The following is a 25,517-nucleotide window of genomic DNA, read 5'->3' as shown; positions in this document are numbered from 1 at the left end:
AGCAGCGGGAATGGGACAGAGTGGTCAGGCCAGCCGGATCAGACCGTAGTCGAAGGCGTGCCTGCGGTAGACCACCGACGGCCGGTCGGTCTCCTTGTCCTGGAACAGGAAGAAATCATGGCCGACGAGTTCCATCTGGTACAGGGCGTCGTCGACGGACATCGGAGTCGCGGAGTGCTCCTTCGTGCGCACGATATGGCCGGGACCCGCCTCGTAGTCCGGTTCCCTTTCCTCGTCCGCGTGTGCGTGCGCGGCGCCGGACTCACTGAGCCGATCGAACAGGGAGTCGTCCACCAGATCGGCCGTGGCCTGGGCGACGGACAAGGGCGTCTTGTCGCCGTAGTGCACCCGGCGCCGATCCTTGGTGCGGCGCAACCGGCTCTCCAGCTTGGCGGTCACCGACTCGAAGGCGGCGTAGAAACTGTCCGCGCAGGCCTCCGCCCGCACCACGGGACCCTTTCCGCGCGCGGTGATTTCGACGCGCTGGCAGTTCTTGCGCTGACGACGGTTGCGCTCATGGAACAGCTCCACGTCGAAGAGGAAGATCGACGGATCGAAGCGTTCTAATCGGGAGAGTTTTTCCGCGACGTAAATACGAAAGTGGTCGGGCACCTCGACGTTGCGGCCCTTCACCACGATGTCGCCGCGTGGCGCACGTGGTCGTTCCGCTGCGGGTTGCTCTGGTGCTTCCTGGGCGCCGGAATCCAGCACCGAAGTAGCGGGATCTTTCACTGAAGGTCGTGAAGAAGTCGTCACGCGTACCTCCCGGATCTGGCCGCACCGACCGATTCCAGTGCGGCGGGATTGAACGGTGCCGAGCGACAAGTACTCGGCACGAATGTCCGAGGCGCCACCTCCAAACTTGCGGTTCGGGTGTGTGTCCGCGACGCTAGTCCGCCGACGGGCTGATCGCCAGTATTCACGCAAATTTCCCGGATTCAAGCAGCGCAAGTAACCAGAACGCCATGTGTCGGCAATCCGATCGACCGCAAAGCGCGCACCGACTCGCGGGCCGTCGCACCGGTGGTCAGCACGTCGTCGACCAAGACCACCTCGGCGTTCGCCGGAATCTCCCGGTCGGTGGCGCGACCGGCGACCGCGGTCACCCGCCCATCCAGGTTCCGGGCCCGCTCGGCGGGTGTCAAGCCCACCGAATCCCGCACCCCACGCCCCACCCGCAACAGGGGTACCACGCGAGCGCTCGGTAGCCATCGCGTAGCCGCCGACGCGGCGCGCAGCACCGGATCACCACCCCTGCGCCGCGCCGCCACGGCCCTGCTCGGCGCGGGCACCACCACCAGGGGCCGCCCCGGTGAACGCAGTTCGGCGAGCGCGCCCGCCAAAGCCGCCCCCAGCGGCTTCGCCAGATCCCGCCGTCCGCGTTCCTTGGCGGCGAGCACCGCCCGGCGCGCGGGGCCCGCGTACGGCCCGAGCGCCCAGCACGGGACGCCAGGGTCGGTGCGCGGCCACACCCGCACCGGCGGACCGGCCAGCACGACGGCGCAGTCGGCACACCAACCGGCTCCGGCACGTCCGCAGCCCGCGCAGGCGGCGGGCAACACCAGGTCGAGCAGGGTTCGCATCGGCACAGTGTGCGTCCGGACGCCGACAGGTTCGCTCGACGTGCCTACGGCGATCCACAGGCAGCACGCTGTTGATGTTGCGGCGCCGCTGTTTCCGCGGTTGCTCGACACGCGCACGCCGCAGCAAGGAGCACGTGTTGCCGCGGCCTGCTCGAGCCACCAGCCCTTGATGACCGGCCACCCGGGGAAGATGTCCCGGCCCTGGCCCGCGACGGCCGAGGCATTCGGCACCGGCGCGCACGGCCGCGGCTCAGCCGGGGAGGACGGGGATGGCGTTGGCGCCCAAGCCGGGGACCTCACGCCAGTACGGCTGGCCTTGGTCCGGAGCCGAGGTCAGCTCCAGCACCGCACGCGAGTCGGCGACATACTGATGATCCGAGCTCGCGCTCACCGAGCGCACCGGGGCGGTCAGATTCTGCGACGTCAGCGGCGTCGGTTCCGACCCGTCGACCGACACGGTGCTCACCGGGTCGACATTGCCCTCACGCGCGATGATGATCGAGTCGGCGTCCAGCCAGTCCACCGACACCGCCGCCGTGCTGAGTCCGACTCCCACGGGAAGCGCAGAGGCCAGCGAGAGCTTCCCGTCCGGTTGCGGCACGACGACCGCGACGTACACCTTGCCGTCGGCGATCATCGCCGCCCGCACGCCGGTGCGGGAGATCCGCAGTTCGGTGATCGGCAGCCGGGGCGCCGATGCCGAGGAGGCCGCGGTCAAGGCGGAGATGTCCACGTTCTGCACCGACACGTTTCCAGTGCCCCGATCGTTGACCGCACGGATGACCCGTTCGCCGTCGACCACCGCCCACGCGGCGCTGCCGTCGGCGGTCCACGAGGGGCGGGTGATGGTGAATCCCTCGGCCACCGGGAAAGCGTTCCCGCCGTAGGTGCCGACCATCAGGGTGCGTGACGGCGTGCCCGGTGGTCTTCCGGCCTCCGCCACCGCGGCGATGAACTGACCGTCCGGGGACAGGGTCGCCGATTGCAGGTTTGACACCCCGCCGAAGTAGCCGGGTGTGGGCTTGATGCCGCCGTTGTCGCCGACCTCCACCAGTCCGCCACCGCGCAGGGCGTGCAGCCCGACCTGATTGCGCGCGGACGTGGCCGGATTGAACTGCTGCACGTCCGCCGCGCTGTATCCGTTCGCGGCGAACCGCTCGTCCAGCGGCTTGCCGTCGGCGAGCAGCTGATAGGGCCCCAGAATGTCGGCGCTGGACAGGGTGAGCACCACTTGCGCGGCGAGCAGCTCGCGGTCGCGCGGGCTCAGCGCCGACGCGCCTGCGAAGTCGATCCGGACGCCACCGAGCCCGATGCCGACGTCGTCGGGCTCACCGTTGAGCTTGGTGATCGTGCCGCGCAGCGCGATCGGCGGCGTGAGTTCATTGCGCAGTATCGACGCCAGCGCGGGCTGCGGCCCCTCGATCAGCGAGCTGAGCAGCCGCTGCGGCAGCTGCGGCTTCTGCACCGACATCCAGCGCAGATCCGGGACGGCCATGTTGGCGTCCGGATCGATGAAGTACAGCACGTAGCGGCGGTAGGACTTGAAGAACGCGGTGGAGTCCATCACGACGCCGTCGGGCAGCTCATCGATGCGCCACTCGCCGTCGACCTTGGTCAGCTCGATCTTGTTCTCCACGATGACGAGGTCGTCGCTGGGACGGTACCCGCCATCGGCGGCCAGCTCGCCGACCTTGCGCGCGCGGATCTGGTAGGTGGCTTTGTCACCGGAGCGCGATTCGCGCAGCGTGTCCGGCTTTTCGACGATGACGGTGCCCGCGGCGTCGTCCCACTGCGTGGAAGCCGCGGGCGTCATGTACTGCCGGGCGGCCAGATGCCGGTTGGCCGGATCGGCGGTGGCCTGCAGGAAGTCGCGCAGCAGCAGATCGGGATCGCGGTTGGCGACGGGCGGCGGCGGGCCCTCGGAGGTCGGCCCGCGGTTGATGGTGCCCAGCGCCTCCGGGGCCGATGACTCCGGCAGGCTGGCGCACGCGGTGAGCGGAACGAGCACCGCAAGGACCGCCGCCGCCAGCACGGTCAGCCGCCGTCTTCGCGCAGATCCGACACGCATTCTCATGACTGTATGTCCCCCGGTTCGCGCGACCCGCCGCGACCGGTCCGCGCCGACTCGGAGGCCGGCGATCCGTTCGCTCCGGACACGGGCGCGTCCTCGGTCGATGTGCTGTCACCAGGCGTCGGCGCGCCGTCCGCCACGCCGGACGGCTCACTCGCGCTCGGCTGCGATTTCCGCTCCGGCACCGCATTCGACGCACCGATACCGGGTTCGTCGGCGTCCGTCTCCGGCGCCTCCGGTTCGGTCCGCGTCGAGTCCTCGCCTCGCGCGTCCGAGCCGACGCGTGCGTCCTCGAGAGCTGTCTCGTCACCGCCCACCGCGTCCGAACCGACGCGTGCGTCCCCTCGAGCCGACTCGTCACCGCCCCGCCCGGCGGCGAGCGGCTGCGCCGTATCCGGTTCGGCAACCGCCCCCTCGCGCGCGACGGGCGGCTCCGGCTCGACCACGCGCATCGACTTGCGGGGCGGTTCCAGCGGCAGCGGGCTCGTGCCGAGCTTCTTGCCGCGCACCAGCGGCAGCGTCAGGCGGAAGCTGGCGCCGACGCCGACCTCGCCCCAGGCTTCGAGCTTGCCTTCGTGCAGGTTCGCGTCCTCCACGCTGATCGACAGACCGAGGCCGGTGCCGCCGGAGCGGCGCATGCGCGAGGGGTCCGAACGCCAGAACCGGTTGAAGACCAGCTTCTCCTCGCCGGGCCGCAGGCCGATGCCTTGGTCCCGCACGACGACGGCGACGGCGTTGGCGTCGAGATCGCCGCGCATCCGCAGCAGCACCGGCTTGCCCTCGCTGTGGTCGATGGCGTTGGCGAGCAGATTGCGCAGCACCCGCTCCACGCGGCGCGGATCGACCTCGGCGACCAGCGGTTCCTCCGGCATGTCCGTGATCACCTCGACCCCGGCGTCCTTGGCCAGGTGCCGCACGGTCGAGATCGCGGCCCGCGCGCACATCCGCACGTCCAGCGACTCGACCTGGAGTTCGGCGACGCCCGCGTCGTGCCTGCTGATCTCCAGCAGGTCGTTGAGCAGGCCCTCGAACCGGTCCAGCTCGTTGACCAGCAACTCGGCGCTGCGGGCCAGGGCGGGATCGAGATCGTCACTGCTGCCGTGGATCAGATCGGCGGCCATGCGCACGGTGGTGAGCGGCGTGCGCAGTTCGTGGCTGACATCGGAGGTGAACCGGCGCTGCAGATTGCCGAACTCCTCCAGCTGGGTGATCTGGTTGGACAGGCTCTCGGCCATCTCGTTGAACGCCTGGGCCAGCCGAGCCATGTCGTCCTCGCCGCGCACCAGCATGCGTTCCTTGAGTCTGCCGTCGGCGAACCGGCCCGCGATCCGGGCCGCGGAGCGGATCGGCAGGACCACCTGCCTGGTGACCAGCGCGGTGATCGCGGCAAGCAACACCAGCAGCACGACGCCGCCGACCAGCATGGTGCCGCGCATCAGCGCGAGGCTGCGTTCCTCGTTGGCGAGCGGAAAGATCAGGTAGATCTCCAGCGTCGGGATCTCCGCGCTCGGGCTGCCGATGATCAGCGCGCGACCGCTGTAACCGTCCGCGTCCTCGACGGTGGCGAACTGGTAGCTGACCTGGTTGCGCTGCACGAACCGGCGCAGTTCGTCGGGCACCTCCTGGATCGGGCCGCGGGGGATCTGCTGCGGCGGCATCCCGCCGATGACACTCAGCGCCGAGTCGAAGCTGCCCGCCGCGCCGCTGGACTGGCCGGTGCCGCCACGATTGGACAGCGCGTTGCGGGCCTCCTCCAGCCGCTGCGGTTGCGCGCCGATGTCGTGCACGCCCGCCAGCTGGCTCTCCACCGTGTTGCGCGCCCGGTCCATCTCCTCGACCGCGGCGTTGATCTTGGCGTCCAGCAACCGGTCGGTGATCTGACTGGTCAGCACCACGCCCAGGATCGTGATGACGATCAGCGACAGCGTCAGCGTCGACACGATGACGCGCAACTGCAGGGAGCGGCGCCAGAGGTGGCCTAAGGCAATGCCGACCGCTTGGAACCAGGCCACCACCGGAGCCAGCGATCGTTGGAGACGCGCGATCACGCCATCGGTCACGGTGGTCCGGCCTTGTAACCCACACCGCGGACGGTCAGCACGATCTCCGGGTTCTCCGGATCCTTCTCCACCTTCGCCCGCAACCGCTGCACGTGGACGTTCACCAGACGGGTGTCGGCGGCGTGCCGGTAACCCCAGACCTGCTCGAGCAGGACCTCACGGGTGAACACCTGGCGCGGCTTGCGGGCCAGGGCGACGAGCAGGTCGAACTCCAGCGGCGTCAGCGAGATCTGCGCGCCGCCGCGGCTGACCTTGTGCGCGGGCACATCGATCACGATATCGGCGATGGACAGCAGCTCGGCCGGCTCCTCCTCGGTGCGGCGCAGCCGCGCGCGCACCCGGGCGACGAGCTCCTTCGGCTTGAAGGGCTTGACGATGTAATCGTCGGCGCCCGATTCCAGACCCAGCACGACGTCGACCGTGTCGGTCTTGGCCGTGAGCATCACGATCGGAACCCCGGAATCGGCCCGCAGCACACGGCACACGTCGATGCCGTTCATGCCGGGCAGCATCAGGTCCAGCAACACCAAATCGGGGCGGAGCTCGCGCACCGCCGCCAGGGCCTGTGTGCCGTCGCCGACCACATGCGGGTCGAACCCTTCCCCGCGCAAGACGATCGTGAGCATCTCAGCGAGTGCCATATCGTCGTCGACGACCAGAATCTTCGGCTTCATAACTACTATGTTGTCATCTCCCAGGCCAGGATCGGGCCGCCACGCCAACACTGGTGCGAACCCGCGGCACAGCCCACCTTATCGACCAACGATTTCGGCGATCCGCGCGGCCAGCGCGGCCGGGCCGTCCTCGGATCGGTATGTCCACCAAAGTCCGCGCCAGTCGCGTTCGGCCAGCTCACGGTACACCGCCCCGGTCCGGTGCTGCAGGCCGCCGTCGCGCTCGTAGGCGTCGAGCGCGCGCTCGGCGTCGAGTTCGCCACGCCTGCGGGCACGCTCGGCGGCCAGCTCGACCGGCACGTCGAGCAACACTTGCAGCGCGGGCGTCGGCAAGGCGAACCTATCGAACTCCAATTCGCCCACCCACTGCACGATTTCACCGTCGGCCGGCTGCCCGAGCCGGGCGGCCGAGTAGGCGGCGTTGGAGGCGACGTAGCGGTCCAGGATCACAACGTCGTTGTCGGCCAAGAGCTTCGACAACTCGTCCTGGGCGTCGGCGCGGTCCAGCGCGAACAGCAGAGCCATGCCGCTGACCGAGGCGGCGAGGTCGCCGTGCGCGCCGCGCAGCGCCTCGGCGGCCAGGTCGGCGTGCACCGAGGCGCGGTAGCGCGGGAAGGCCAGCGTCGCGACGCGCAGGCCACGCCCACGCAGGTCGGCGACGACCCGCGCGATCAGCGTCCGCTTGCCCGCGCCGTCGAGACCCTCGACCGCTATCAGCACTCCCATGACCAGGCACACTACCCCGCCCGCCGCCCGCCGCTTACATCGCCTCACCAGCGTATATGCCCTGCTGCGCGGCGGGGCGCCGCAGTCACCGCACAGCTCAGTCCGGCCCCGCTGCCGTCAGCCCGAACTCCCCGATCTTGATTACCCCTGGGCCTGCCAGGCCACCCAGCTTGTACATGGCCTCAGCGAGATGTGTCGACACCAGACTCTTCCACCACTCCCAGGACGTTTGCGGCGAAGCCTCGTGTCCACCGTCGCTCACCGTTCTCTGGTAGTACTCGGCGAGCTCATCTCTGGTGAACCGAATTTCCACCGGGGGCTGGACCGGCGCTCCGGCGCGGCGGTCGATCCACAGCGAACCGCCTCGTTCGACGATGCCGAGATCCCAGTCCCGGCCGGCCTCGATGATTGATCGCACCAGATCGGCCATAGCTGGGTCAGACACGGCAACCACCTCCGGGATACGCGGTCACGATATTCCCCGTTGCAGTGTTCACGATAACGGTCGGCTGCGCGGTCGCCGCAACCGTGCCACGGACCTTGTTGACCAGGTAGATCTGACCCGAGTAGCAGTGCCGATCACTCCCCACGGAGCGTTCGGTGTCTGGGTTGTCCATCGATTCGCAATAGCGATGTCGGCGATATCGCGCCAGTTCTTTCCCTCGATATCTGCAAGCCGTTGCCAGTCGTTCAGATGTGAGCCCTGAACATGTCGAAAACCCCATCCCCTATTGCCGCAACGCAGTGTGCCCTTGCTGTATGTGGCGACCACCTTGTCTTCCGGCGTGCTGATGCCGCACGCACCCCACACCTGCTGGGCTGACGCGCTTGGAGCGGTCGCTACAGCAACCCCGGCAGCCAGAGCAGCCGACAGAACTAGAAGGCTCATTCCCGTCGACATGCGGATGCGCTTCATATCAATTCCCCCCGTTTCGCACTGCTCAATGCTGGATCGCAGCGCTTACATCGACAATGTCGATCGCCCTGTCCAGGATTGTAACCAACCCGGCAGGCGGATGCGGGAAAGACGGAGGCCGCTCACACCTTTCGGTGCCCGCGGCCTCCGGTTGTTCCGCATGTCAGTAGCGGTAGTGGTCCGGCTTGTACGGGCCCTCGACGTCCACGCCGATGTACTCGGCCTGGTCCTTGGTGAGCTTGGTGAGCTCGCCGCCGAGCGCTTCGACGTGGATGCGGGCGACCTTCTCGTCCAGGTGCTTGGGCAGGCGGTAGACCTCGTTGTCGTACTGCTCGGGCTTGGTCCACAGCTCGATCTGCGCGATCACCTGGTTGGAGAAGCTGTTCGACATCACGAACGACGGATGACCGGTCGCGTTGCCGAGGTTGAGCAGACGTCCCTCCGACAGCACCAGGATCGAGCGGCCGGTCTCCCCGAACGTCCACAGGTCGACCTGCGGCTTGATGGTCAATCTCGTTGCGCCGGAACGCTCCAGCGCCGCCATGTCGATCTCGTTGTCGAAGTGACCGATGTTGCCGAGGATGGCCTGGTCCTTCATCGCCTTCATGTGCTCGAGGGTGATGATGTCCTTGTTGCCGGTCGCGGTGATGACGATGTCGGCCTCGCCGATCGCGTTCTCCACGGTCACCACGTCGTAGCCGTCCATCAGCGCCTGCAGCGCGTTGATCGGGTCGATCTCGGTGACCTGCACCCGGGCGCCCTGTCCGGCAAGCGATTCCGCGCAGCCCTTGCCGACATCGCCGTAGCCGCAGATCAATACCTTCTTGCCGCCGATCAGCACGTCGGTACCGCGGTTGATGCCGTCGATCAGCGAGTGGCGGGTGCCGTACTTGTTGTCGAACTTGCTCTTGGTGACCGAGTCGTTGACGTTGATCGCCGGGAACACCAGCTCGCCCGCCGCCGCGAACTGGTAGAGCCGCAGCACGCCGGTGGTGGTCTCCTCGGTGACGCCGCGGACCGACTCGGCGATCTTGCCCCACTTGCCCCGGTCGGTCTCGAACCGCTCGCGCAGCAGGTTCAGGAAGACCTTGTACTCGGCCGAGTGGTCCTCCTCCTCCGGCGGCACCACGCCCGCCTTCTCGAACTGCGCGCCGCGCAGCACGAGCATGGTGGCGTCGCCGCCGTCGTCGAGGATCATGTTGGCCGGCTCGCCCGGCCAGGTGAGCATCTGCTCGGCGGCCCACCAGTACTCCTCCAGCGTCTCGCCCTTCCAGGCGAACACCGGGGTGCCCTCGGGCTCCTCGACGGTGCCGTGCGGGCCGACGACCACGGCGGCCGCCGCGTGGTCCTGGGTCGAGAAGATGTTGCACGAGGCCCAGCGAACCTCGGCGCCGAGGCTGGTCAGGGTCTCGATCAGCACCGCGGTCTGCACGGTCATGTGCAGCGAGCCGGAGATGCGCGCGCCCTGCAGCGGCCGCACCTCGGCGTACTCACGGCGCAGCGCCATCAGACCGGGCATCTCGTGTTCGGCCAGACGGATCTCCTTGCGGCCGAAATCGGCCAGCGACAGATCTGCCACCTTGTAGTCGATGCCGTTGCGGACATCGGCGGTCAACGACGTGCGTGCGTGAAGTTCTGAGGTGGTCATCAGCCTCTCCTGGTTCGGCAAGTACCGAGGCAAGGCTAGTCGCTCGCGACCGGGCGTGGTCGACGCGCCTGTCCTCGTCGAGCACCGCGGCGGCGGGCTCGGCCGGGAGGCGTCGCTTACGCGGTGGCTCGGCGGGCCGCCAGGATGCGGCGCCGCTTGCGCGGCTGGATGTTCGCCAGTGTGATGTCGCCGCCGTAGTGGGCGAGCACGCGCTCGTCCATCACCCACCGCCACAGCGGCGGGATGGCGGCCAGCACGATCATGGCCGCGTACCCGGCGGGCAGTTGCGGAGCCTGCTCCGAGGTGCGCAGCGTCTGGTAACGCCGCCCCGGGTTGGCGTGGTGGTCGCTGTGCCGCTGCAGATGGAACAGGAAGATGTTGGTGACCAGGTGGTCGCTGTTCCAGCTGTCGCGCGGCGAGCAGCGGGCGTACATGCCGTTCGGGCGGCGCGCGCGCAGCAGGCCGTAGTGCTCGACGTAGTTCACCGTCTCCAGCAGCCCGATGCCGATGACCGCCTGCAGCAGCAGCCAGGGCAGCACGTGGAACCCGAACGCCGCGATCAGGACGCCGAACAGTACGAGCGTCATCGACCAGGCTTGCAAGATGTGGTTGTCCCGGCTCCACCAGCCCTTGCCCTTGCGGGCGAGCCGCTCGCGTTCCAGCGCGAGCGCCGAGCGGAAGCTCCCGGACACGCTGCGGGGCAAGAACTCCCACAGCGACTCGCCTAGTCGCCCGCTGGCCGGATCCTCCGGGGTCGCCACCCGCACGTGGTGGCCGCGGTTGTGCTCGACGAAGAAGTGCCCGTAACCGGATTGCGCGAGCGCGATCTTCGCCAGCCAGCGCTCCATGCGTTCGACCCGGTGCCCGAGTTCGTGGGCGGCGTTGATGCCGATGCCGCTGACGAATCCGAGGGTGGCGGCCAGACCGAGTTTGTCGACCACGCTCAAGTCGTCACCGGCCCACATGTAGCACGCGATCACCAGGCCGATCAGCTGGACCGGGAGCATCAGGTACGTGCACCACCGGTAGTACCGGTCGTTGGACAGCAGCTCGTAGTCCTCGTCCCTCGGGTTGCTTCCGTCCACGCCGATCGTCCAGTCCAGCACGGGGATGACGATCAGCACGATGATCGGGCCGATCCACCAGAAGACCTCGGCGCCGGTGTGCAGCACCAGTTGTGACGGCAGCAATGCGGACGAAGGCGCGAGCAAGCCGAGAAGCCACAGATGGCGTTTGGGATCGGGCGATCCCACCGGTTTGCCAACCGTTTGCACTTTTGCCCCACTCAAAGAAGACCCGAACACCGTCGCATGAGAATACTTGCTGACTTGTTGTCCGTTACACCAATGCCTTCGGTTGAGACGTGATCGCTACTACAAGCCGTGCAGTCGGTTTTTAATGTGCTGCGAATGCGCTAGTCAGTCGCGAGCCGCTTGCCGCCCGCAGTCAGCTCTGCACTCGCGCGGCGAGGATCGCTTCGACGTAGGGACTCAACAGCGCGCTCAATTCCGCGGGCGCGTCCCGCCCCGGACCGGGCGGAGTGGGGATGTAGCTGAGCGCGATTCGCACCAGCGAGTGCGCGATGACGTCCGACTCGGCCGCCGTGGTCGCCACCCAGCTGTGCTGGAAGGCACGCGACAGCCGTTCGGTCGCGTGCTCCAGCAACGGTCCCGCGTCGAGGGTGATCAAGCGCAGCAGATCCAGCTTCACCTCGCCCGCGACCAGCGACTGGACCAGCGGATCGGACGCCGCGTCGAACAAGAAATTCGCCACGCCGTCGCGGAACGCGGCCCGGACGTCGCCGACGTTGCCGTTGATCGCCGCGTCCACGTGGTCGACCAGGAAGTCGGCCAGACGCAGGGCGTATGCCTGGGAGAGGCCGCCGCGCGAGCCGAACTCGTTGTAGAGGGTCTGCCTGCTCACGCCGGCCCTGGACGCGACGTCCCCGAGCGTGATCTTGGACCAATCCCGCTCGGTGAGCAGCTCGCGCATCGCGTCCAGGACCGACGTCCGCAGCAGGTCCCGCGCGGCCTCCTGGTAAGGAATCCTGGCTCCGTTGCGCGGCATACCCGCGACATTGTCACGGGCGCCTGCCGCAGTCAAAATCTCACGACCGTTCGATTTCGACCATGTAGAAGTCCGCCTTGGCGGCCCCGCAGTCCGGGCACGTCCAATCGTCGGGGATGTCGTCCCAGCGGGTCCCCGGCGCGATGCCGTCCTCCGGCCAGCCCTCGGCTTCGTCGTATTCGAAGCCGCACTGGATGCACTGATAGAGCTTGTACTCGGTCATTGTGTTGTACCTATCGGCTCGAAATCGATCTTCTCCCGTACGCCGCAGTCCGGGCAGCACCAGTCCTCCGGCACCCGCTCCCACGGAGTGCCCGGCGGAAAGCCCTCGTGCGGCGCGCCTTTCGCCTCGTCGAAGACGTAGTCGCAGACGGGGCAGCGATACGCGCTCATGCTGTGTCCTTTCCGGCACGAGCGGAGCCCTGCGTGGTCACGCTCCGCTGCCTCCTCCGGGCCTGACCGCTCATGCCCTGTCCTTTCCGCCCTCGCCCCCGCCATACCGCGCCAGCACCTTCTCCCGCTTGCCCGGATCGATGTTGGCGCGGGTGATGTCACCGTCGTAGTGCGCGAGCACGCGCTTGTCCATGACGCGCCGCCACAGCGGCGGGAAGTAGGCAAGCAGGATCATGCTGGCGTAGCCGCTCGGCAGGTTGGGCGCGCCGTCCCAGCTGCGCAAGGTCTGGTAGCGCCGGGTCGGGTAGGCGTGGTGATCGCTGTGCCGCTGCAGGTGGTACAGGAAGATGTTGGTGACGATGTGGTCGCTGTTCCAGCTGTGCACCGGGGCGGGCCGCTCGTACCGGCCGCTGGCCGTGCGCTGCCGCACCAGCCCGTAGTGCTCCAGATAATTGACTGCCTCAAGCAGGCTGAAGCCGACCACCGCCTGCAGGATCAGGTACGGCAGCAGTTCGATGCCGAACACCGCGACCAGGGCCGCGAACAGCGCCGCCGACATCAGCCAGGCGCTGAGCACCTCGTTGCGCAGGCTCCACGGCTTCTTGCCGAGCCGGTCCAGGCGCACCTTCTCCAGCTGCCAGGACGACTTCAGGCTGCCCCACACGGTGCGCGGCCAGAACGCCCAGAACGTCTCGCCCACCCGCGAACTCGCCGGGTCCTCCGGGGTCGCGACGCGCACGTGGTGGCCGCGATTGTGTTCGATGTAGAAGTGCCCGTAGCACGACTGGGCCAGCGCGATGCGCGACAGCCAGCGCTCCAGATCCACCTTCTTGTGACCGAGCTCGTGGGCGGTGTTGATGCCGATGCCGCCGATCATGCCGACGGTGATCGCCAGCCCGATCTTGTCCACCACGTGCAGCCCGCCATCGATGCCGAGCCAGCTCACGTCGTCCGCGGTGATCAGGTAGGCCGCCATCAGCAGCGTGGCGTACTGGAACGGCAGGTACAGGTAGGTGAGATAGCGGTAGTACTTGTCGTTCTCCAGGTACTCCATCACCTCGTCGGGCGGGTTGTCGCCGTCCGGGCCGAAGAAGATGTCCGCGATCGGAATGAGGACGTAGACCAGGATCGGCCCGAGCCAGAACGGCACCTGGGCGAGGCGGTGCCAGCCGAGTTCGTTCAATGCCCAGATCACCGGCAGCCCGAGGGTGAACAGGCCGGTCGGGGCGAACAGCCCCCACAGCCACATATAGCGCTTGCGGTCCCGCCAAGCCGGAACCTCGACCGGCTGCGCGGACATGTCGGCGTGCGTCGACATCGTTGTCTCCATTCCGAACGGCACGTTACCTGTGACGTGCATTACCTCACTTATGGACGATAGAGCCGCATTTGTCTCTTGTCTAGACAAATCAGACATTTTGTAAACCTTCCAGAGCGCACAAGAAAGCCCCGGCCGGATGGCATCCGACCGGGGCTCGGCACTTCGCGGGGTGCGCGGCTAGTTCACCGCAGCAGGACGTCGGCGTCGGCGGGCAAGGCGTTCACCGGCCACCAGCGCAGGTCGGTGGACTCGTGGCTGCGTACCGGCGTGGCGCCCGCCGGCGCGGTGAGACGGAACAGGAGGTCGAGGTGCCGGGTGGGCACGCCGAGTGAGCAGGTGATGGGGTGGGCCTGGGCGCCGTAGAGCCCAGGGTGCAGTCGCAGGTTCGCGATGCCGGACTCCTCGGTGGCTTCGCGCAGCGCGGCGTCCGCGACCGTGTCGTCGCGCTCCTCGCAGTGGCCGCCGAGCTGAATCCAGCGTCCGACTCTCGGATGCAGGGTGAGCAGCACCTCGCTGCCGTCGTGGGAGAAGACCACCGCGGAGGCGGTGATGTGGCCCGGCGCGTGCTCGCGCAGGCAACCGCGCGGAGCCGAGCCGAGGAACGCCAGCATCGCCTCGCGCAGCGAGCGGTCCGATTCGGCGGGCGGCCGCCACGTCTCGAGCAGCTCGGTGGCCGAAGCGTGCAGCGACTCCGCGCTCACCGGCGGCCCCCGCGCGCCGCATGGCCCAGGCGGGTCACAGCTCGACCAGCCCCGAGCCCGCGCCCGCCGCCTGCCGTGGCGTCAGCTCCTCGAGCGGATGACCGATCGCGACGGCGCCCAGCGGGCTCCAGTCCTCGGCCAGGCCGAGGACCTCGCGGGTGACCTCGGGGGCGAAGATCGTCGACCCGATCCAGCAGCTGCCGATTCCCTCGGTGGCCAAGGCGACCAGCAGCCCCTGCACCGCGGCGCCCACCGCGACGGTGAACATGGTGCGCTCGTTGGCCCGTCTGCGCTCGTCCGGATAGTCGTGCGCGCCGTCCGGCACGCAGAACGGGATGATCACCTCGGGAGCGTCGAACAGGATGCGCCCGCGGGCGATGCGGCGCTCGACCCGCTCCGGCGCGAGTCCGTCGGCGGTCAGATCGGCGCGCCACTGCCGCGCCATCGCCTCGAGCAGGCGGGTGCGCCGCCGCGGATCGCGGAGCCAGACGAATCGCACCGGGCGGGTGTGGTGCGGCGCGGGCGCGGTCAGCGCGACCGAGACCGCCGCGCGGATGCGTTCCGGATCCACCGGTGTGTCGGCGAACTGCCGGATCGAGCGGCGCAGGAGGATCGCCTCCTTGCGACCGCGCTCGATCGCCTCCGCGGTGCCCAGCCAGAACAGGTCGTCGGTGCCGCCGCGCAGCAGATCGGCGGCGCAGGATCCGTCGTCGGCGACGGGCAGGCCGCGCACCACGGCGACCGGGACACCGCCGAGTTTGCCCTTGACCAGGTCGGCCGCGGCGGCCAGTTCGTCCGCCACGGCAACCTGGGTGACGAACAGTTCGTTGCCCTGCCCGTCGACCGCGCCCGCGTAGTCGTGCAGCACCCGCAGGCCCGCGGCGCCGATGGCCGCGTCGGTCTGGCCGTTGCGCCAGGCGCGGCCCATCGTGTCGGTGACGACCACCGCGACCGTCACGCCCAGCCGTTCGGCGAGCGCGGCCCGCAGCGCCTTGGCGCTGGCGTCCGGATCGGTGGGCAGCAGCACGAGTTCGCCCTGTTCGACGTTCGAACCGTCCACACCCGAGGCCGCCTGCACGATGCCGAGCTTGTTCTCGGTGATCAGCGTGCGGCCCTTGCGGGCGAGCACCCGCACGGCCTCTTGGTCGACGAGCCTGCGCCGGGCGGCGTCGCGTTCCTCCGGGTCCAGCGGCGCCTCCACGATGCGACCCTCCACCTTGGCGACGATCTTGCTGGTGACGACCAGTACGTCACCGTCGGCCAGCCAGGGCGCGCAGCGGGCGATGTGCTCGGCGAGGTCGTCGCCGGGCCGGAATTCGGGTAGCCCGGTGATGGGCAGGATGCGCAGCTCTCCGGCCGCGTGATCGGTCGGTGTGGTCACAGGGCGACTCCAGCGAGATCCAGCGCCTGACGCACCATTTCGGCGGTGGTGGGCGGGTCGGTCATCAACAAGGGCACGCTACGCACCGCAACGCCGGGCACGTCGGCGGTGTCGGTGCTGTGGATCAGCCAACCGTCCAGCAGGCCGGTGGCCGAGCGGGCGCCGTAGTACCGGCCGATCGCCTCGGCCGTCGTTTCCACGCCGATCACCGACAGGCACTCGTCGGCCATACCGCGCAGCGGTTTGCCGTCGATCACGCCGGACACGCCGATCACCTTGGCCGCGGTGGTGCGCAGGGCGCCGCGGATACCGGGCACGGCGAGGATGGCGCCGATGCTCACGACGGGGTTGGACGGCGCGAGGAGAACCACGTCCGCGGATTCTATGATATTGATCACATTTGGGGCAGGTTTGGCTTCATCCGCGCCAATTGTGGCGAATCCATGGGTGTCGATGTTCGCGCGGTAGCGAACCCACCACTCTTGAAAATGGATCGCGCGCCGTTCGCCAGGGTTGTCCGGATCGGTCACCACGACATGCGTTTCGCAGCGATCGTCGGTTGCCGGGATCAGTTTCACGCCCGGCTGCCACCGATTGCACAGCGCCTCGGTCACCGCGGAGAGCCGGTATCCGGCGCGCAACATTTCGGTCCGGATCAGATGCGTGGCGATATCGCGGTCCCCCAAGCCGAACCAGTCCGGCTGGGCGTGATATTTCGCGAGCTCCTCCTTGGCGTGCCAGCTCTCGTCCACCCGGCCCCAGCCCCGCTCGGTATCGATACCGCCGCCGAGGGTATACATGCAGGTGTCGAGGTCGGGACAGATCCGGAGCCCGTGCATCCAGACGTCGTCGCCGACGTTCACGATCGCGGAGACATCCGCCTCGGGCAGCAGCTCCCGGACGCCCTGAAGGAAACGCGCGCCACCGACACCGCCGACCAGCACGGCGACTCGGGGTCCGTTCGCGGGCGTGGCGTCCGCATGTTGTCCAGTCACATCCGCACAGCCTATGCGCTGGCGTGGCGGCTCCCGTTCGCGGCAAATTTGCTGTTTATTTGCTATTGCAGATCACAAGTTGGGCTCGGAATGCGGCTGCGGATAGTAACGGAATAGCGACGGCGGCTTGACCATCGACGCGTCCGGCGTGTCTAATCACAGTCATGTCATTCCGGGTTCGCGCGAGAGTTCCGCGCGCGAGCCAGTTTTCGAACAGATGTTCGCATCGGTATGACAAGCTCGGGGACGTCCGCGGGACAACGTCGCGGGGTATGGCCGTCGGTGCGCGTGTTGGTCCGACGGAAAGAATCATTCTGCGCTAACACACAGTGAGGAGGCGGAGCGTGGCCAATGAGATGGTCTCGCCGACCGATTCCACAGCAGGCGCAGCACGTGGCGTCTGCGCAGACAACGGCGGCTGGAAGGACCAAGAGGGGGGTGACGGAGTCACGACGCCCCGGCTCAGCCTGGTCGTGACCGGCTTCGACGAGATGTTCGAATCCATCGAGGAGCAGTGGCAAGAGCGCGCCCTGTGCGCGCAGACCGATCCGGAGGCGTTCTTCCCCGAGAAGGGCGGCTCGACTCGTGAGGCCAAACGGATCTGCATGGGCTGCGAGGTGCGCGACGAGTGCCTGGAGTACGCACTCGCGCACGATGAGCGCTTCGGCATCTGGGGCGGGCTCTCCGAGCGGGAGCGCCGCCGCCTCAAGCGCGGCATCGGCTGACAGACATCCGCGGGGCCCGGAGCCGCCCGTCCCACCAGGGCGCTCCGGGCACGCGCGACACGACCGGACCGATCTCCACCGCCTCGATGCGGACGGCCGGAGCAAGCTGGCCTAGATTTTGTGTCATGGCACGTTCCCGTAAGCGTCGACCGCCGACCGCACGGTCGGTGATCCGCCGCGGCCGCGGAGTGCGCGGGCCGATGCTGCCACCCACGGTGCCCGCTTGGCGGACCCGCGGCCAGAAGTTCGACCGGCTGGTGCTGGAGGCGTTCGCCCCGTTGGACACCCGCTGGCACGACCGGCTCACCAAACTCGACATCGCGGTCGACGACGTTCCGAAAATCCGTCCGCTGCACCCCGATTCCGTCACCTGGCCCGACGAGGTGGTCGCCGATGGCCCGGTCCCCCTCTCCCGGCTCATCCCAGCCGGGGTCGACCGCCACGGCGCGGCGACCAGGGCGCGGGTGGTGCTGTTCCGCAAACCGCTCGAGCTGCGCGCCAGCGATCCCGACGACCTGGTGGACCTGCTGCGCGAGGTCCTGGTCCAGCAGGTGGCGACCTACCTGGGCGTCGACCCGGACGTGATCGATCCGGAAGCCGAATGAGTCGCACCCATCCACGCGGCGGTGGCCCTCGAATGCCGTTGCGGGGCAGGCGCCGGCGAGAACACGTGTAGACCGGCGACCGCTGGGTACTCCGGAACTTCCCGCACGGAGACGAACCGCTCGCACCGCGCACCCGCCGGGTCCGGTCGCGTGACATCGTCGTCCGAGCCAGGGAGACATCGCCCGCCTCAGCGCCGGACGCGCCGTGCGACCCTGTGCCGCCCTCGTTTCGCAACGCGTGGACCGAGATTCTTCAAGCGTGTCTGTCCCCATCGACGCGCCAGGGGGGTTACTCTCATCGGCGTGATTCCCATGCGTCGTTGCTGCCGTCCAGGCTGCAAGAATCCGGCCGTCGCGACGCTCACCTATGTGTACTCGGACTCGACGGCAGTGGTCGGACCACTCGCGACGGTCGCCGAACCGCACTCCTGGGATCTCTGCGAAACGCACGGCTCACGAATCACCGCTCCGAAGGGCTGGGAGCTGGTTCGCCACGAAGGTGGATTCTCCTCCAGCACACCGGACGACGACGATCTGACCGCGCTCGCGGAGGCGGTGCGGGAGGCCGGGTTGCGCCGCCGCCCGCCGGAGCACGAGCAGCGCGGCTATCGCGACTACGCTCCCCCGCCGCCGCGGACCACGCGGACCGGCCGCCGCGGCCATCTCCGCGTGCTGCCCGACCCGCCGTCCTGAACAGACGAGGACGGTGTCGGACCGGTTCGGCGCAACCACTAGGGTGGTGGGCATGACAGTCGCCCGCTCTGCCGAATTCGTGAACGCGGTGATCAAGGCCTACGACGTTCGCGGTGTGGTCGGTGATCAGATCGACGCGGAATTCGTCAGGGACGTCGGCGCCTCCTTCGCCCGGCTGATGCGCGCCGAGAACGCGAGCCGGATCGTCATCGGACACGACATGCGCGATTCCTCCCCCGCCTTGTCGGCGGCCTTCGCCGACGGCGCGCTCGGCCAGGGCCTCGACGTGGTGCACATCGGCTTGGCCTCGACCGACCAGCTGTACTTCGCCTCCGGCCACTTGGACTGCCCGGGCGCCATGTTCACCGCCAGCCACAACCCGGCCCGCTACAACGGCATCAAACTGTGCCGCGCCAAGGCGCTTCCGGTCGGGCAGGACACCGGTCTCGCCACCATCAAGGGCGAGCTGATCGAGGGCGTCCCCGAGTACCCGGGCGAGCGCGGCAGCGCGACGGAACTGGACCTGCTCACCGAGTACGCGCGGTTCCTGCGCGGCCTGGTCGATCTCGGCGACATCCGTCCGCTCACCATCGCGGTGGACGCGGGCAACGGCATGGGCGGCCACACCGTCCCCGCGGTGCTGGGGGCGCTGCCGCAGGTGACGATCGTGCCGCTGTACTTCGAGCTGGACGGCAGCTTCCCCAATCACGAGGCCAATCCGCTCGACCCGGCGAACCTGGTGGACCTGCAGAAGCTGGTCCGCGAATCCGGCGCGGACATCGGCCTTGCCTTCGACGGCGACGCCGACCGCTGCTTCGTCGTCGACGAGAACGGCGACCCGGTGTCGCCCTCGGCGATCACCGCCCTGGTCGCCGAGCGCGAGCTGGCCAAGGAGCCCGGCGCGGTGATCATCCACAACCTGATCACCTCCCGCGCGGTGCCGGAACTGGTGCACGAGCTGGGCGGAACGCCGGTGCGCACCCGGGTCGGGCACTCGTTCATCAAGCAGGAGATGGCCGCCACCGGAGCGGTGTTCGGCGGCGAGCACTCCGCGCACTACTACTTCCGCGACTTCTGGGGCGCCGACTCCGGCATGCTCGCGGCGCTGCACGTGCTGGCCGCGCTCGGCGAGAAGGACCGGCCGGTGTCGGAACTGATGGCCTCCTACGCGGGCTACGCGGCCTCCGGCGAGATCAACTCCACCGTGGCCGACGCCAAGGCGCGGACGCTGGCCGTGGTGGAGGCCTTCGCGGACCGGGCGCACTCGGTCGACCGGCTGGACGGGGTGACCGTGCAACTGGCCGACAACGCCTGGTTCAACTTGCGCGCGTCGAATACCGAGCCGTTGCTCCGGCTGAACGTCGAGGCCCGATCGGCGGAGGAAGTAGACGCACTCGTGACCGAGATCTTGAGCATCGTGCGCTCCTGACTGGAATAGTGGAATCACAGGCCTTGGATTCGCCCGACTCGGTCTCGGTGTGGCAGCTGGACCGGGTGGGCGCGGGGGCGGAAAAGACACAGCGCGATGAGGGGAGGTGGGACGCCCGATGATCGCTGGAACACCGGTGCTCGACCTCGACGATGCCGCTTCACTCGAGGCCGCCGACGCAGGCGGCGCCCTTCGGTCGGCCGCTTCCGGCGGCGCCCAGGTACGTGCTACCGCGGCGGCCGTCGGTGAGGACGCGCTGGCCCGGTTGGCCGATCTGCGCCCACGCAGCGTGGTACTGGTCTCCGGTTCCGGACGTGCCGCGCGGGCCGCCGGACTGCTGGTCGCCGCGCTCGGCGACCGCGCGGGCCTACCCGTCGTGCCCGCCGCCGCCCTCCCGCCGTGGGTGGGGCCGTTGGACGTCGTCCTGGTCTCCGGCGACGACGCGGGCGATCCCCGCCTGATCGACGCCGTCGACCGGGCGCTGCGCCGCGGTGCGGAGGTGGTCGTCGCCGCGCCGCACGAGGGGCCGCTGCGCGCCGCCGCGGCCGGACGCGCCGCCGTGCTGGAACCGCGGGTGCGGGTGCTCGGGCACAACCGCCTGCTGCGCTTCCTGGCCGCCGGAATCGCGGTGCTGCGCGCGGTCGACCCGCAGCGCACCGGCGCCGCCGTCCCCGAGCTCACCGAACTGGCCGACGTGCTGGACGCGGAGGCCCTGCGCGACGGCCCGCACAACGAGGTCTTCCGCAACCCGGCCAAGACGCTGGCCGCGCGCATGCAGCAGCGGGGCATCGTGCTCGCGGGTGATTCGCCCGCCGCCGCCGAACTGGCCGAGCACGGCGCCGAGGTGCTGCTGCAGTCCGCGGGCAAGGTTGCCACCGCGGTGGATCTGGCCGAGGCCGTGGCGGCGCGGACCAGGATGTCCGAGGCGGCAGGCGAGTCCGCGCCGGATTTCGATCCGCTGTTCCACGACGAGGAACTCGACGGTCCCGCGCCGGTGGAGCGCATCCGGGTGTTCGTGCTCAGCGCCGATCGCGATCGCGCGGCCGCGCGCCGCCGCCTCGCGGTGTTCGGCGGCGAGGGATCGACCCTGGTGGACGCCGATCTGGTGAACGCCGACGTCGACCTGCTGCACACCGAGATGACCGACCCCGCCGCACCCGCGCAGGCCCGCGACGAAGAGTCCGCGCCCGCGAACGGCACCGAACTCGAACAGCTCGCGGTACTCGCGCTGCGGCTGGAGATGGCCGCCGCCTACCTGCGGCTGATCGGCTCGCGCACCGCGTCGGCCGACGGCCAGGGGCAGTACGGGGGCAGCTACTAGTGCACGAACTCGTTGGTGCGCTGCGCTCGTATGCCTGGGGCTCGCGCACCGCGCTCGCTCAGCTGTGCGGCAGGCCGGTGCCGTCGGCGCATCCGGAGGCAGAGTTGTGGTTCGGCGCCCACCCCGCCGACCCGGCGCACGTCAAGATCGGTGATCGCACCACCTCCCTGCTGGAGCTGGTGGCCGCCGACCCGGACCGGGAACTCGGCTCCGCCGCGGCGGAATTCGACGCGAAGCTACCGTTCCTGCTCAAGGTCCTGGCCGCCGAGGAGCCGCTGTCGCTGCAGGCGCACCCGAGCACGGAACAGGCGCGGGCCGGCTTCGACCGGGAGAACCGGGCGAAGGTGCCGTTGGATTCGCCGCTGCGCAACTACCGCGACGAGAATCACAAGCCCGAACTGGTCGTAGCGCTGGACCGGTTCGAGGCGCTGGCCGGTTTCCGCGAACCACATCGCACGGTCGCGCTGCTGCGCGCGCTGGCGGTGGACGGCCTGCGGCACTATTGCGAACTGCTGGCCGCCCAGCCGGATTCGGCCGGCTTGCGCACGCTGTTCACCACCTGGATCACGCTGCCTCAGCACGTGCTGGCCACGTTGCTGCCCGCGGTGCTGGACGGCTGCGTGCGATACCTGTCCGGCAAAGGCACCCGCGAGTTCACCGCCGAGGCGCGCACGACGCTGGAACTGGCCGAGGCCTACCCCGGCGACGCGGGTGTGCTGGCGGCGCTGCTGTTGAACCGGGTGACGTTGGAGCCGGGCCAGGGATTGTTCCTCGCGGCCGGGAACCTGCACGCCTACCTGCGCGGGCTCGGCGTGGAGATCATGGCCAACTCCGACAACGTGCTGCGCGGCGGTCTCACGCCCAAACACGTCGACGTGCCGGAACTGTTGCGCGTGTTGGACTTCGAGCCGATCGGCCTGCCGGTGGTGCTGCCGGAACCCGCGGGTGACGGATCGGTGCGCTACCGCACCCCCGCCCCGGAATTCGCGCTGCGGCGCTTCGACCTGGTCGCCGGATCCGCTCGGGTGCCGCTGACCGCGGCGGGGCCCGGCATCGTGCTGTGCACGGCGGGACGGGTGCGCCTGTTCCAGAACGGCTCCGCGCTGGAGCTCACCCGGGGCGGCGCCGCCTGGATCTCCGCCGCCGACACCGATATTCGCGCACAGGCGCTGGACGGCGCCGTCCAGCTGTTCTGCGCGTGCGTCGGCGCGACCGGCTGACCGATCCCGACCGCCGGATCGCCGGTGTCCTAGTCTGGTCGCGGGTAGCTCGGCGAACAGAGAGGACATGTTTCCATGTCGGCTGGTGGTGGCAAGAAGGCGATCGTCGCGGCGTTGATCGCGAACGCGGGGATCGCCGTGGCGAAGTTCGTCGGTGCGGCGATCACCGGCTCGGGGTCGATGCTCGCCGAGGCGGTGCACTCCGTGGCCGACACGGGCAATCAGGGACTGCTGCTGCTGGGGCAGCGGCGTGCCGCGAAGGAAGCGACCGAGCTGCACCCGTTCGGGTACGCGCGCAACCGCTACTTCTATTCGTTCATCGTGGCGCTGGTGCTGTTCACCCTCGGCTCCGGTTACGCCTTGTACGAGGGCATCCACAAGATCCAGCATCCGGAGGAGCTGACCTCGCCGATCGTGGCGATCGTCATCCTGGTGATCGCGATCGCGCTGGAGATCTACAGCTTCACCACGGCGGTGCGCGAATCCGCACCGCTGAAGGGCGACGCCAGCTGGTGGCGGTTCATCCGCAATTCCCGCAGCCCGGAACTGCCCGTGGTGCTGCTGGAGGACACCGGCGCGCTGATCGGCCTGATTCTCGCGCTGGCGGGCGTCGGCCTGACCATGATCACCCACGACCCGATCTGGGACGGCGTCGGCACCCTGGCCATCGGCGGGCTGCTCGGCGTCATCGCCGTGGTGCTGATCGTGGAGATGCAGAGCCTGCTGATCGGCGAGGGCGCAACGCCGGAGGAGGACCGCCAGATCCGCGCGAACCTGGTCGACGACACCCGCATCGATCGGGTGATCCACCTCAAGACCCAATACCTCGGCCCGGAGGAACTGCTCGTGGCGGCGAAGATCGGCGTGGTGCCCGGCTTGGACGTCGCGACGATCGCGAGCGCCATCGACGACGCCGAATCCCGCATCCGCGCGGCGGTTCCCGCGGCGCGCGTCATCTACCTCGAGCCCGACCTCTACCGCACCCAGCCCGTCGAGGGATAGTCCGCGCGTCGCGTCGGGTTCCCGTCCGCCGCGCGGTGCTCAGCGGTGCTGAGCGGCGGGAGCCCGGAGCAGGTCGAGCGGGTCGGCGCGGATGTCGAAGCGCTCGCGCAGGGCGTGCCGGGCGGCGTGCAGCCCGCACATGCCGTGGACGCCGGGGCCGGGCGGGGTGGAGGACGAGCACAGGTAGACACCGGGAATCGGTGTGGCGTAGGGGTTCCAGCGGGGGGCGGGACGGAAGGCGAACTGACGCAGCGTCATCGCGCCCGCGGAGATGTCGCCGCCGAAGTAGTTCGCGTTGTGCGCGGGCAATTCGGCGGCCGTGATGACGTTCTTGGCGATGATCAGATCGCGGAAGCCCGGCGCGAAGCGCTCGACTTGGGCGATCACGTCCGCGCTGACATCGCGCGTGGAGCCATTGGGCACATGGGCATAGGTGTAGAAGGTGTGGCCGCCCGCGGGCGCGCGGGTGGGATCGACCACCCCGGGCTGGATGGTCAGCACATAGGGGCGTTCGGCGTGCCGTCCCATGGCCACGGCGTGCTCGGCGGCCATGGCCTCGGCGCGCGTGCCGATCACGTGCAGCGTTCCGGCCAGTGCGCAACCGTCGGCCTGCCACGGCACCGGTCCGGAGAGCGCGAAGTCGACCTTGCAGGCCGCGCCTCCGTAGCGGAAGCGCCCCAGCCGCTTCGCGTACCGGGCGGGCAACCGATGCCCGGCGATGCGCAGCAGTTCGGCGGGGGAAAGATCGAGCAGAACGGCTCGGGCCGTCGCGAACTCGTCCAGCGAGTCCACCCGGTGCCCGGTGTGCACCCGGCCACCGAGGCGTTCGAGTTCGGCGATCATCGCGTCGGGGATCGCCTGACTGCCGCCGCGCGGAATGACCCAGCCCGCGGCATGGGCGAGGGCGCCGAGCATCAGTGCCGCGCCCGCGGCCGTGACGGCCCGCGGCGGGATGATCGCGTGGGTGGCGATGCCGGTCAGCAGGGCGGGCGCGACCTGTTCCCGGAAGCGCAGATTCCACAGCGGTGAACCCTGTTCCAGCGTGCGCAGGCCGAAGCGGATCGCCGTCGCGAGCCCGGACGGCACGCGGCGCAGATCCGACATCGCGAGGTCGACCACGTCCGGCCACTGCCGCACCAGCGGTGCGAACAGGTTGCGCCATGCCGGTCCGTCGGGGCCGAGGTGCTCGACCGTGCGTTCCAGGTCGCGCCAGGCCAATCCGGCCACGCCGCCGTCGAGCGGATGGGCGTAGGAGATCTCGGGCGCGAGCAGGTCGACACCGTGCGCGGTCAGGTCGAACGCGCGGAACAGCGGGGACGCCGCCGCCATCGGATGCGCGCCCGCACACACGTCGTGCCGATAGCCCGGCAAGGTCAGCTCGGCCGTGCGGGACCCGCCTCCGGCCGTCGGCTCGGCCTCGTAGACCTCCACGGCGAGCCCCGTTCTGGCCAGGATCACCGCGGCGGCGAGCCCGTTCGGTCCCGAGCCGACCACAACCACATCAGCCATACCCCCACGCTACCGGCCGACCGGCGTTCGGCTTGCTCGCCGACACCACCCGCCGCGCCGCCTGCGGTCCCGGCCTCGCCACCCCGGTCGCGAACACTCACCGGTGCGAACATGGCCGGACCGCGGACTGTTCCGGACGGCACCACGCCCGTCGCGGACGCCTCCCTCGGAGTGATCCGGATCACTCCATCGGACCGCCGACGACTTTCGGAAGTTCGCTCCGTCATCACCATCGAACGCACGATGAGCAAGGAGATCGACCATGGCGACCAAGCCGCACGGCCCCGCGTCCTACTTCCCCAGCATCGAGGCCAAGTACGGCCGCGCGATCGAGGAGTGGAAGGCCGCCATGCGCGAGACCGGGCTGACCTCGCACAAAGAATTGGTCGAATGGCTGAAGACCGAGCACGGCATCGGGCACGGCCACGCCACCGCGCTCACCCAGCACCACCTGAACCCGCAGAAGTGGGCCTGACC

At 69.2% G+C, this 25,517-nt stretch carries 25 protein-coding genes; 8 read left to right on the top strand and 17 right to left on the bottom strand.

All coding sequences use genetic code 11. The annotated features are described in order from the left end of the window. Nucleotides 1-24: 24 nt before the first annotated feature. The 16 genes from hpf to cofD form a co-directional block, all read right to left on the bottom strand. Complete coding sequence (gene hpf / locus HOV91_RS06685; RefSeq protein ID WP_438822637.1) at nt 25-639, bottom strand: ribosome hibernation-promoting factor, HPF/YfiA family; 615 nt, start codon at nt 637-639, stop codon at nt 25-27. A 299-nt stretch (nt 640-938) separates the two neighbouring features. After that, complete coding sequence (locus HOV91_RS06680; protein WP_174184564.1) at nt 939-1,583, bottom strand: ComF family protein; 645 nt, start codon at nt 1,581-1,583, stop codon at nt 939-941. A gap of 250 nt (nt 1,584-1,833) precedes the next feature. Further along, nucleotides 1,834-3,651, bottom strand: a complete 1,818-nt coding sequence (gene lpqB, locus HOV91_RS06675; RefSeq protein WP_438822634.1) for an MtrAB system accessory lipoprotein LpqB — start codon at nt 3,649-3,651, stop codon at nt 1,834-1,836. Nucleotides 3,652-3,653: 2 nt separating this feature from the next. Further along, complete coding sequence (gene mtrB / locus HOV91_RS06670; protein ID WP_438822636.1) at nt 3,654-5,666, bottom strand: MtrAB system histidine kinase MtrB; 2,013 nt, start codon at nt 5,664-5,666, stop codon at nt 3,654-3,656. A 44-nt stretch (nt 5,667-5,710) separates the two neighbouring features. Then, on the bottom strand, nt 5,711-6,388 hold the full coding sequence (mtrA, locus tag HOV91_RS06665) for an MtrAB system response regulator MtrA (protein ID WP_159920600.1): 678 nt from the start codon (nt 6,386-6,388) through the stop codon (nt 5,711-5,713). A gap of 78 nt (nt 6,389-6,466) precedes the next feature. Beyond that, a complete protein-coding gene (locus HOV91_RS06660; RefSeq protein WP_174184562.1) occupies nt 6,467-7,114 on the bottom strand; it encodes a dTMP kinase in 648 nt (215 codons plus the stop codon). Nucleotides 7,115-7,211: 97 nt separating this feature from the next. Further along, nucleotides 7,212-7,559, bottom strand: coding sequence for a hypothetical protein (locus HOV91_RS06655; RefSeq protein ID WP_174184561.1), 348 nt, complete (start codon nt 7,557-7,559; stop codon nt 7,212-7,214). 634 nt (nt 7,560-8,193) lie between these two features. After that, the gene (gene ahcY, locus HOV91_RS06650) at nt 8,194-9,678 is read right to left on the bottom strand and encodes an adenosylhomocysteinase (RefSeq protein WP_174184560.1); all 1,485 of its coding nucleotides are present in this window, start codon (nt 9,676-9,678) and stop codon (nt 8,194-8,196) included. Between the two features lie 116 nt (nt 9,679-9,794). After that, a complete protein-coding gene (locus HOV91_RS06645; RefSeq protein WP_312884499.1) occupies nt 9,795-10,931 on the bottom strand; it encodes an alkane 1-monooxygenase in 1,137 nt (378 codons plus the stop codon). A 193-nt stretch (nt 10,932-11,124) separates the two neighbouring features. Continuing rightward, a complete protein-coding gene (locus HOV91_RS06640; protein ID WP_174184559.1) occupies nt 11,125-11,745 on the bottom strand; it encodes a TetR/AcrR family transcriptional regulator in 621 nt (206 codons plus the stop codon). A 40-nt stretch (nt 11,746-11,785) separates the two neighbouring features. Continuing rightward, the gene (locus HOV91_RS06635) at nt 11,786-11,968 is read right to left on the bottom strand and encodes a rubredoxin (RefSeq protein WP_043730863.1); all 183 of its coding nucleotides are present in this window, start codon (nt 11,966-11,968) and stop codon (nt 11,786-11,788) included. Further along, the gene (locus HOV91_RS06630) at nt 11,965-12,138 is read right to left on the bottom strand and encodes a rubredoxin (RefSeq protein WP_174184558.1); all 174 of its coding nucleotides are present in this window, start codon (nt 12,136-12,138) and stop codon (nt 11,965-11,967) included. Before HOV91_RS06630 ends, HOV91_RS06635 begins: the two co-directional genes overlap by 4 nt. Nucleotides 12,139-12,208: 70 nt before the next feature. Next, nucleotides 12,209-13,456 carry an alkane 1-monooxygenase gene (locus tag HOV91_RS06625; protein ID WP_174184557.1) on the bottom strand — a complete coding sequence of 416 codons (1,248 nt, stop codon included), beginning with the start codon at nt 13,454-13,456 and terminating at the stop codon, nt 12,209-12,211. 185 nt (nt 13,457-13,641) lie between these two features. After that, nucleotides 13,642-14,160 carry an NUDIX hydrolase gene (locus tag HOV91_RS06620; RefSeq protein ID WP_174184556.1) on the bottom strand — a complete coding sequence of 173 codons (519 nt, stop codon included), beginning with the start codon at nt 14,158-14,160 and terminating at the stop codon, nt 13,642-13,644. 34 nt (nt 14,161-14,194) lie between these two features. After that, nucleotides 14,195-15,541 (bottom strand): coenzyme F420-0:L-glutamate ligase, encoded by a 1,347-nt coding sequence (locus HOV91_RS06615; RefSeq protein WP_174184555.1) that lies wholly within the window; start codon nt 15,539-15,541, stop codon nt 14,195-14,197. Continuing rightward, nucleotides 15,538-16,536, bottom strand: a complete 999-nt coding sequence (gene cofD / locus HOV91_RS06610; RefSeq protein WP_174184554.1) for a 2-phospho-L-lactate transferase — start codon at nt 16,534-16,536, stop codon at nt 15,538-15,540. The genes HOV91_RS06615 and cofD overlap by 4 nt, the downstream gene beginning before the upstream one ends. A gap of 491 nt (nt 16,537-17,027) precedes the next feature. Here cofD and HOV91_RS06605 point away from each other — a divergent pair, with 491 nt between their 5' ends. The 7 genes from HOV91_RS06605 to HOV91_RS06575 all read left to right on the top strand — a co-directional run bounded on the left by HOV91_RS06605 (nt 17,028) and on the right by HOV91_RS06575 (nt 23,531). Further along, nucleotides 17,028-17,261 (top strand): WhiB family transcriptional regulator, encoded by a 234-nt coding sequence (locus tag HOV91_RS06605; RefSeq protein WP_029901515.1) that lies wholly within the window; start codon nt 17,028-17,030, stop codon nt 17,259-17,261. A gap of 125 nt (nt 17,262-17,386) precedes the next feature. After that, nucleotides 17,387-17,866: a metallopeptidase family protein gene (locus HOV91_RS06600; RefSeq protein ID WP_167477524.1), complete on the top strand. Its 480-nt coding sequence runs from the start codon at nt 17,387-17,389 to the stop codon at nt 17,864-17,866. 312 nt (nt 17,867-18,178) lie between these two features. Continuing rightward, on the top strand, nt 18,179-18,559 hold the full coding sequence (locus tag HOV91_RS06595; protein ID WP_043697013.1) for a DUF3499 domain-containing protein: 381 nt from the start codon (nt 18,179-18,181) through the stop codon (nt 18,557-18,559). Between the two features lie 52 nt (nt 18,560-18,611). Continuing rightward, nucleotides 18,612-19,988, top strand: a complete 1,377-nt coding sequence (locus HOV91_RS06590; protein ID WP_174184553.1) for a phosphomannomutase/phosphoglucomutase — start codon at nt 18,612-18,614, stop codon at nt 19,986-19,988. A 118-nt stretch (nt 19,989-20,106) separates the two neighbouring features. Then, a complete protein-coding gene (locus HOV91_RS06585) occupies nt 20,107-21,309 on the top strand; it encodes a serine/threonine-protein kinase (RefSeq protein WP_174184552.1) in 1,203 nt (400 codons plus the stop codon). Further along, on the top strand, nt 21,309-22,529 hold the full coding sequence (gene manA / locus HOV91_RS06580) for a mannose-6-phosphate isomerase, class I (protein ID WP_174184551.1): 1,221 nt from the start codon (nt 21,309-21,311) through the stop codon (nt 22,527-22,529). The genes HOV91_RS06585 and manA overlap by 1 nt, the downstream gene beginning before the upstream one ends. A gap of 75 nt (nt 22,530-22,604) precedes the next feature. Beyond that, the gene (locus tag HOV91_RS06575) at nt 22,605-23,531 is read left to right on the top strand and encodes a cation diffusion facilitator family transporter (RefSeq protein ID WP_174184550.1); all 927 of its coding nucleotides are present in this window, start codon (nt 22,605-22,607) and stop codon (nt 23,529-23,531) included. Nucleotides 23,532-23,570: 39 nt separating this feature from the next. Here the strand turns inward: HOV91_RS06575 and HOV91_RS06570 are convergent, their stop codons facing one another. After that, complete coding sequence (locus tag HOV91_RS06570) at nt 23,571-25,040, bottom strand: phytoene desaturase family protein (protein ID WP_174184549.1); 1,470 nt, start codon at nt 25,038-25,040, stop codon at nt 23,571-23,573. A gap of 262 nt (nt 25,041-25,302) precedes the next feature. Between HOV91_RS06570 and HOV91_RS06565 the strand changes: the two genes are divergently transcribed. Next, complete coding sequence (locus tag HOV91_RS06565) at nt 25,303-25,515, top strand: DUF4287 domain-containing protein (RefSeq protein ID WP_174184548.1); 213 nt, start codon at nt 25,303-25,305, stop codon at nt 25,513-25,515. The last annotated feature ends 2 nt before the right edge of the window (nt 25,516-25,517 follow it).

The organism is Nocardia barduliensis, assembly GCF_013315795.1.
GTDB classification, from domain to species: Bacteria; Actinomycetota; Actinomycetes; order Mycobacteriales; family Mycobacteriaceae; genus Nocardia; species Nocardia barduliensis.
The sequence above is the reverse complement of the archived record's forward strand: the minus strand, read 5'-3'. Positions and strand labels throughout refer to the sequence as shown.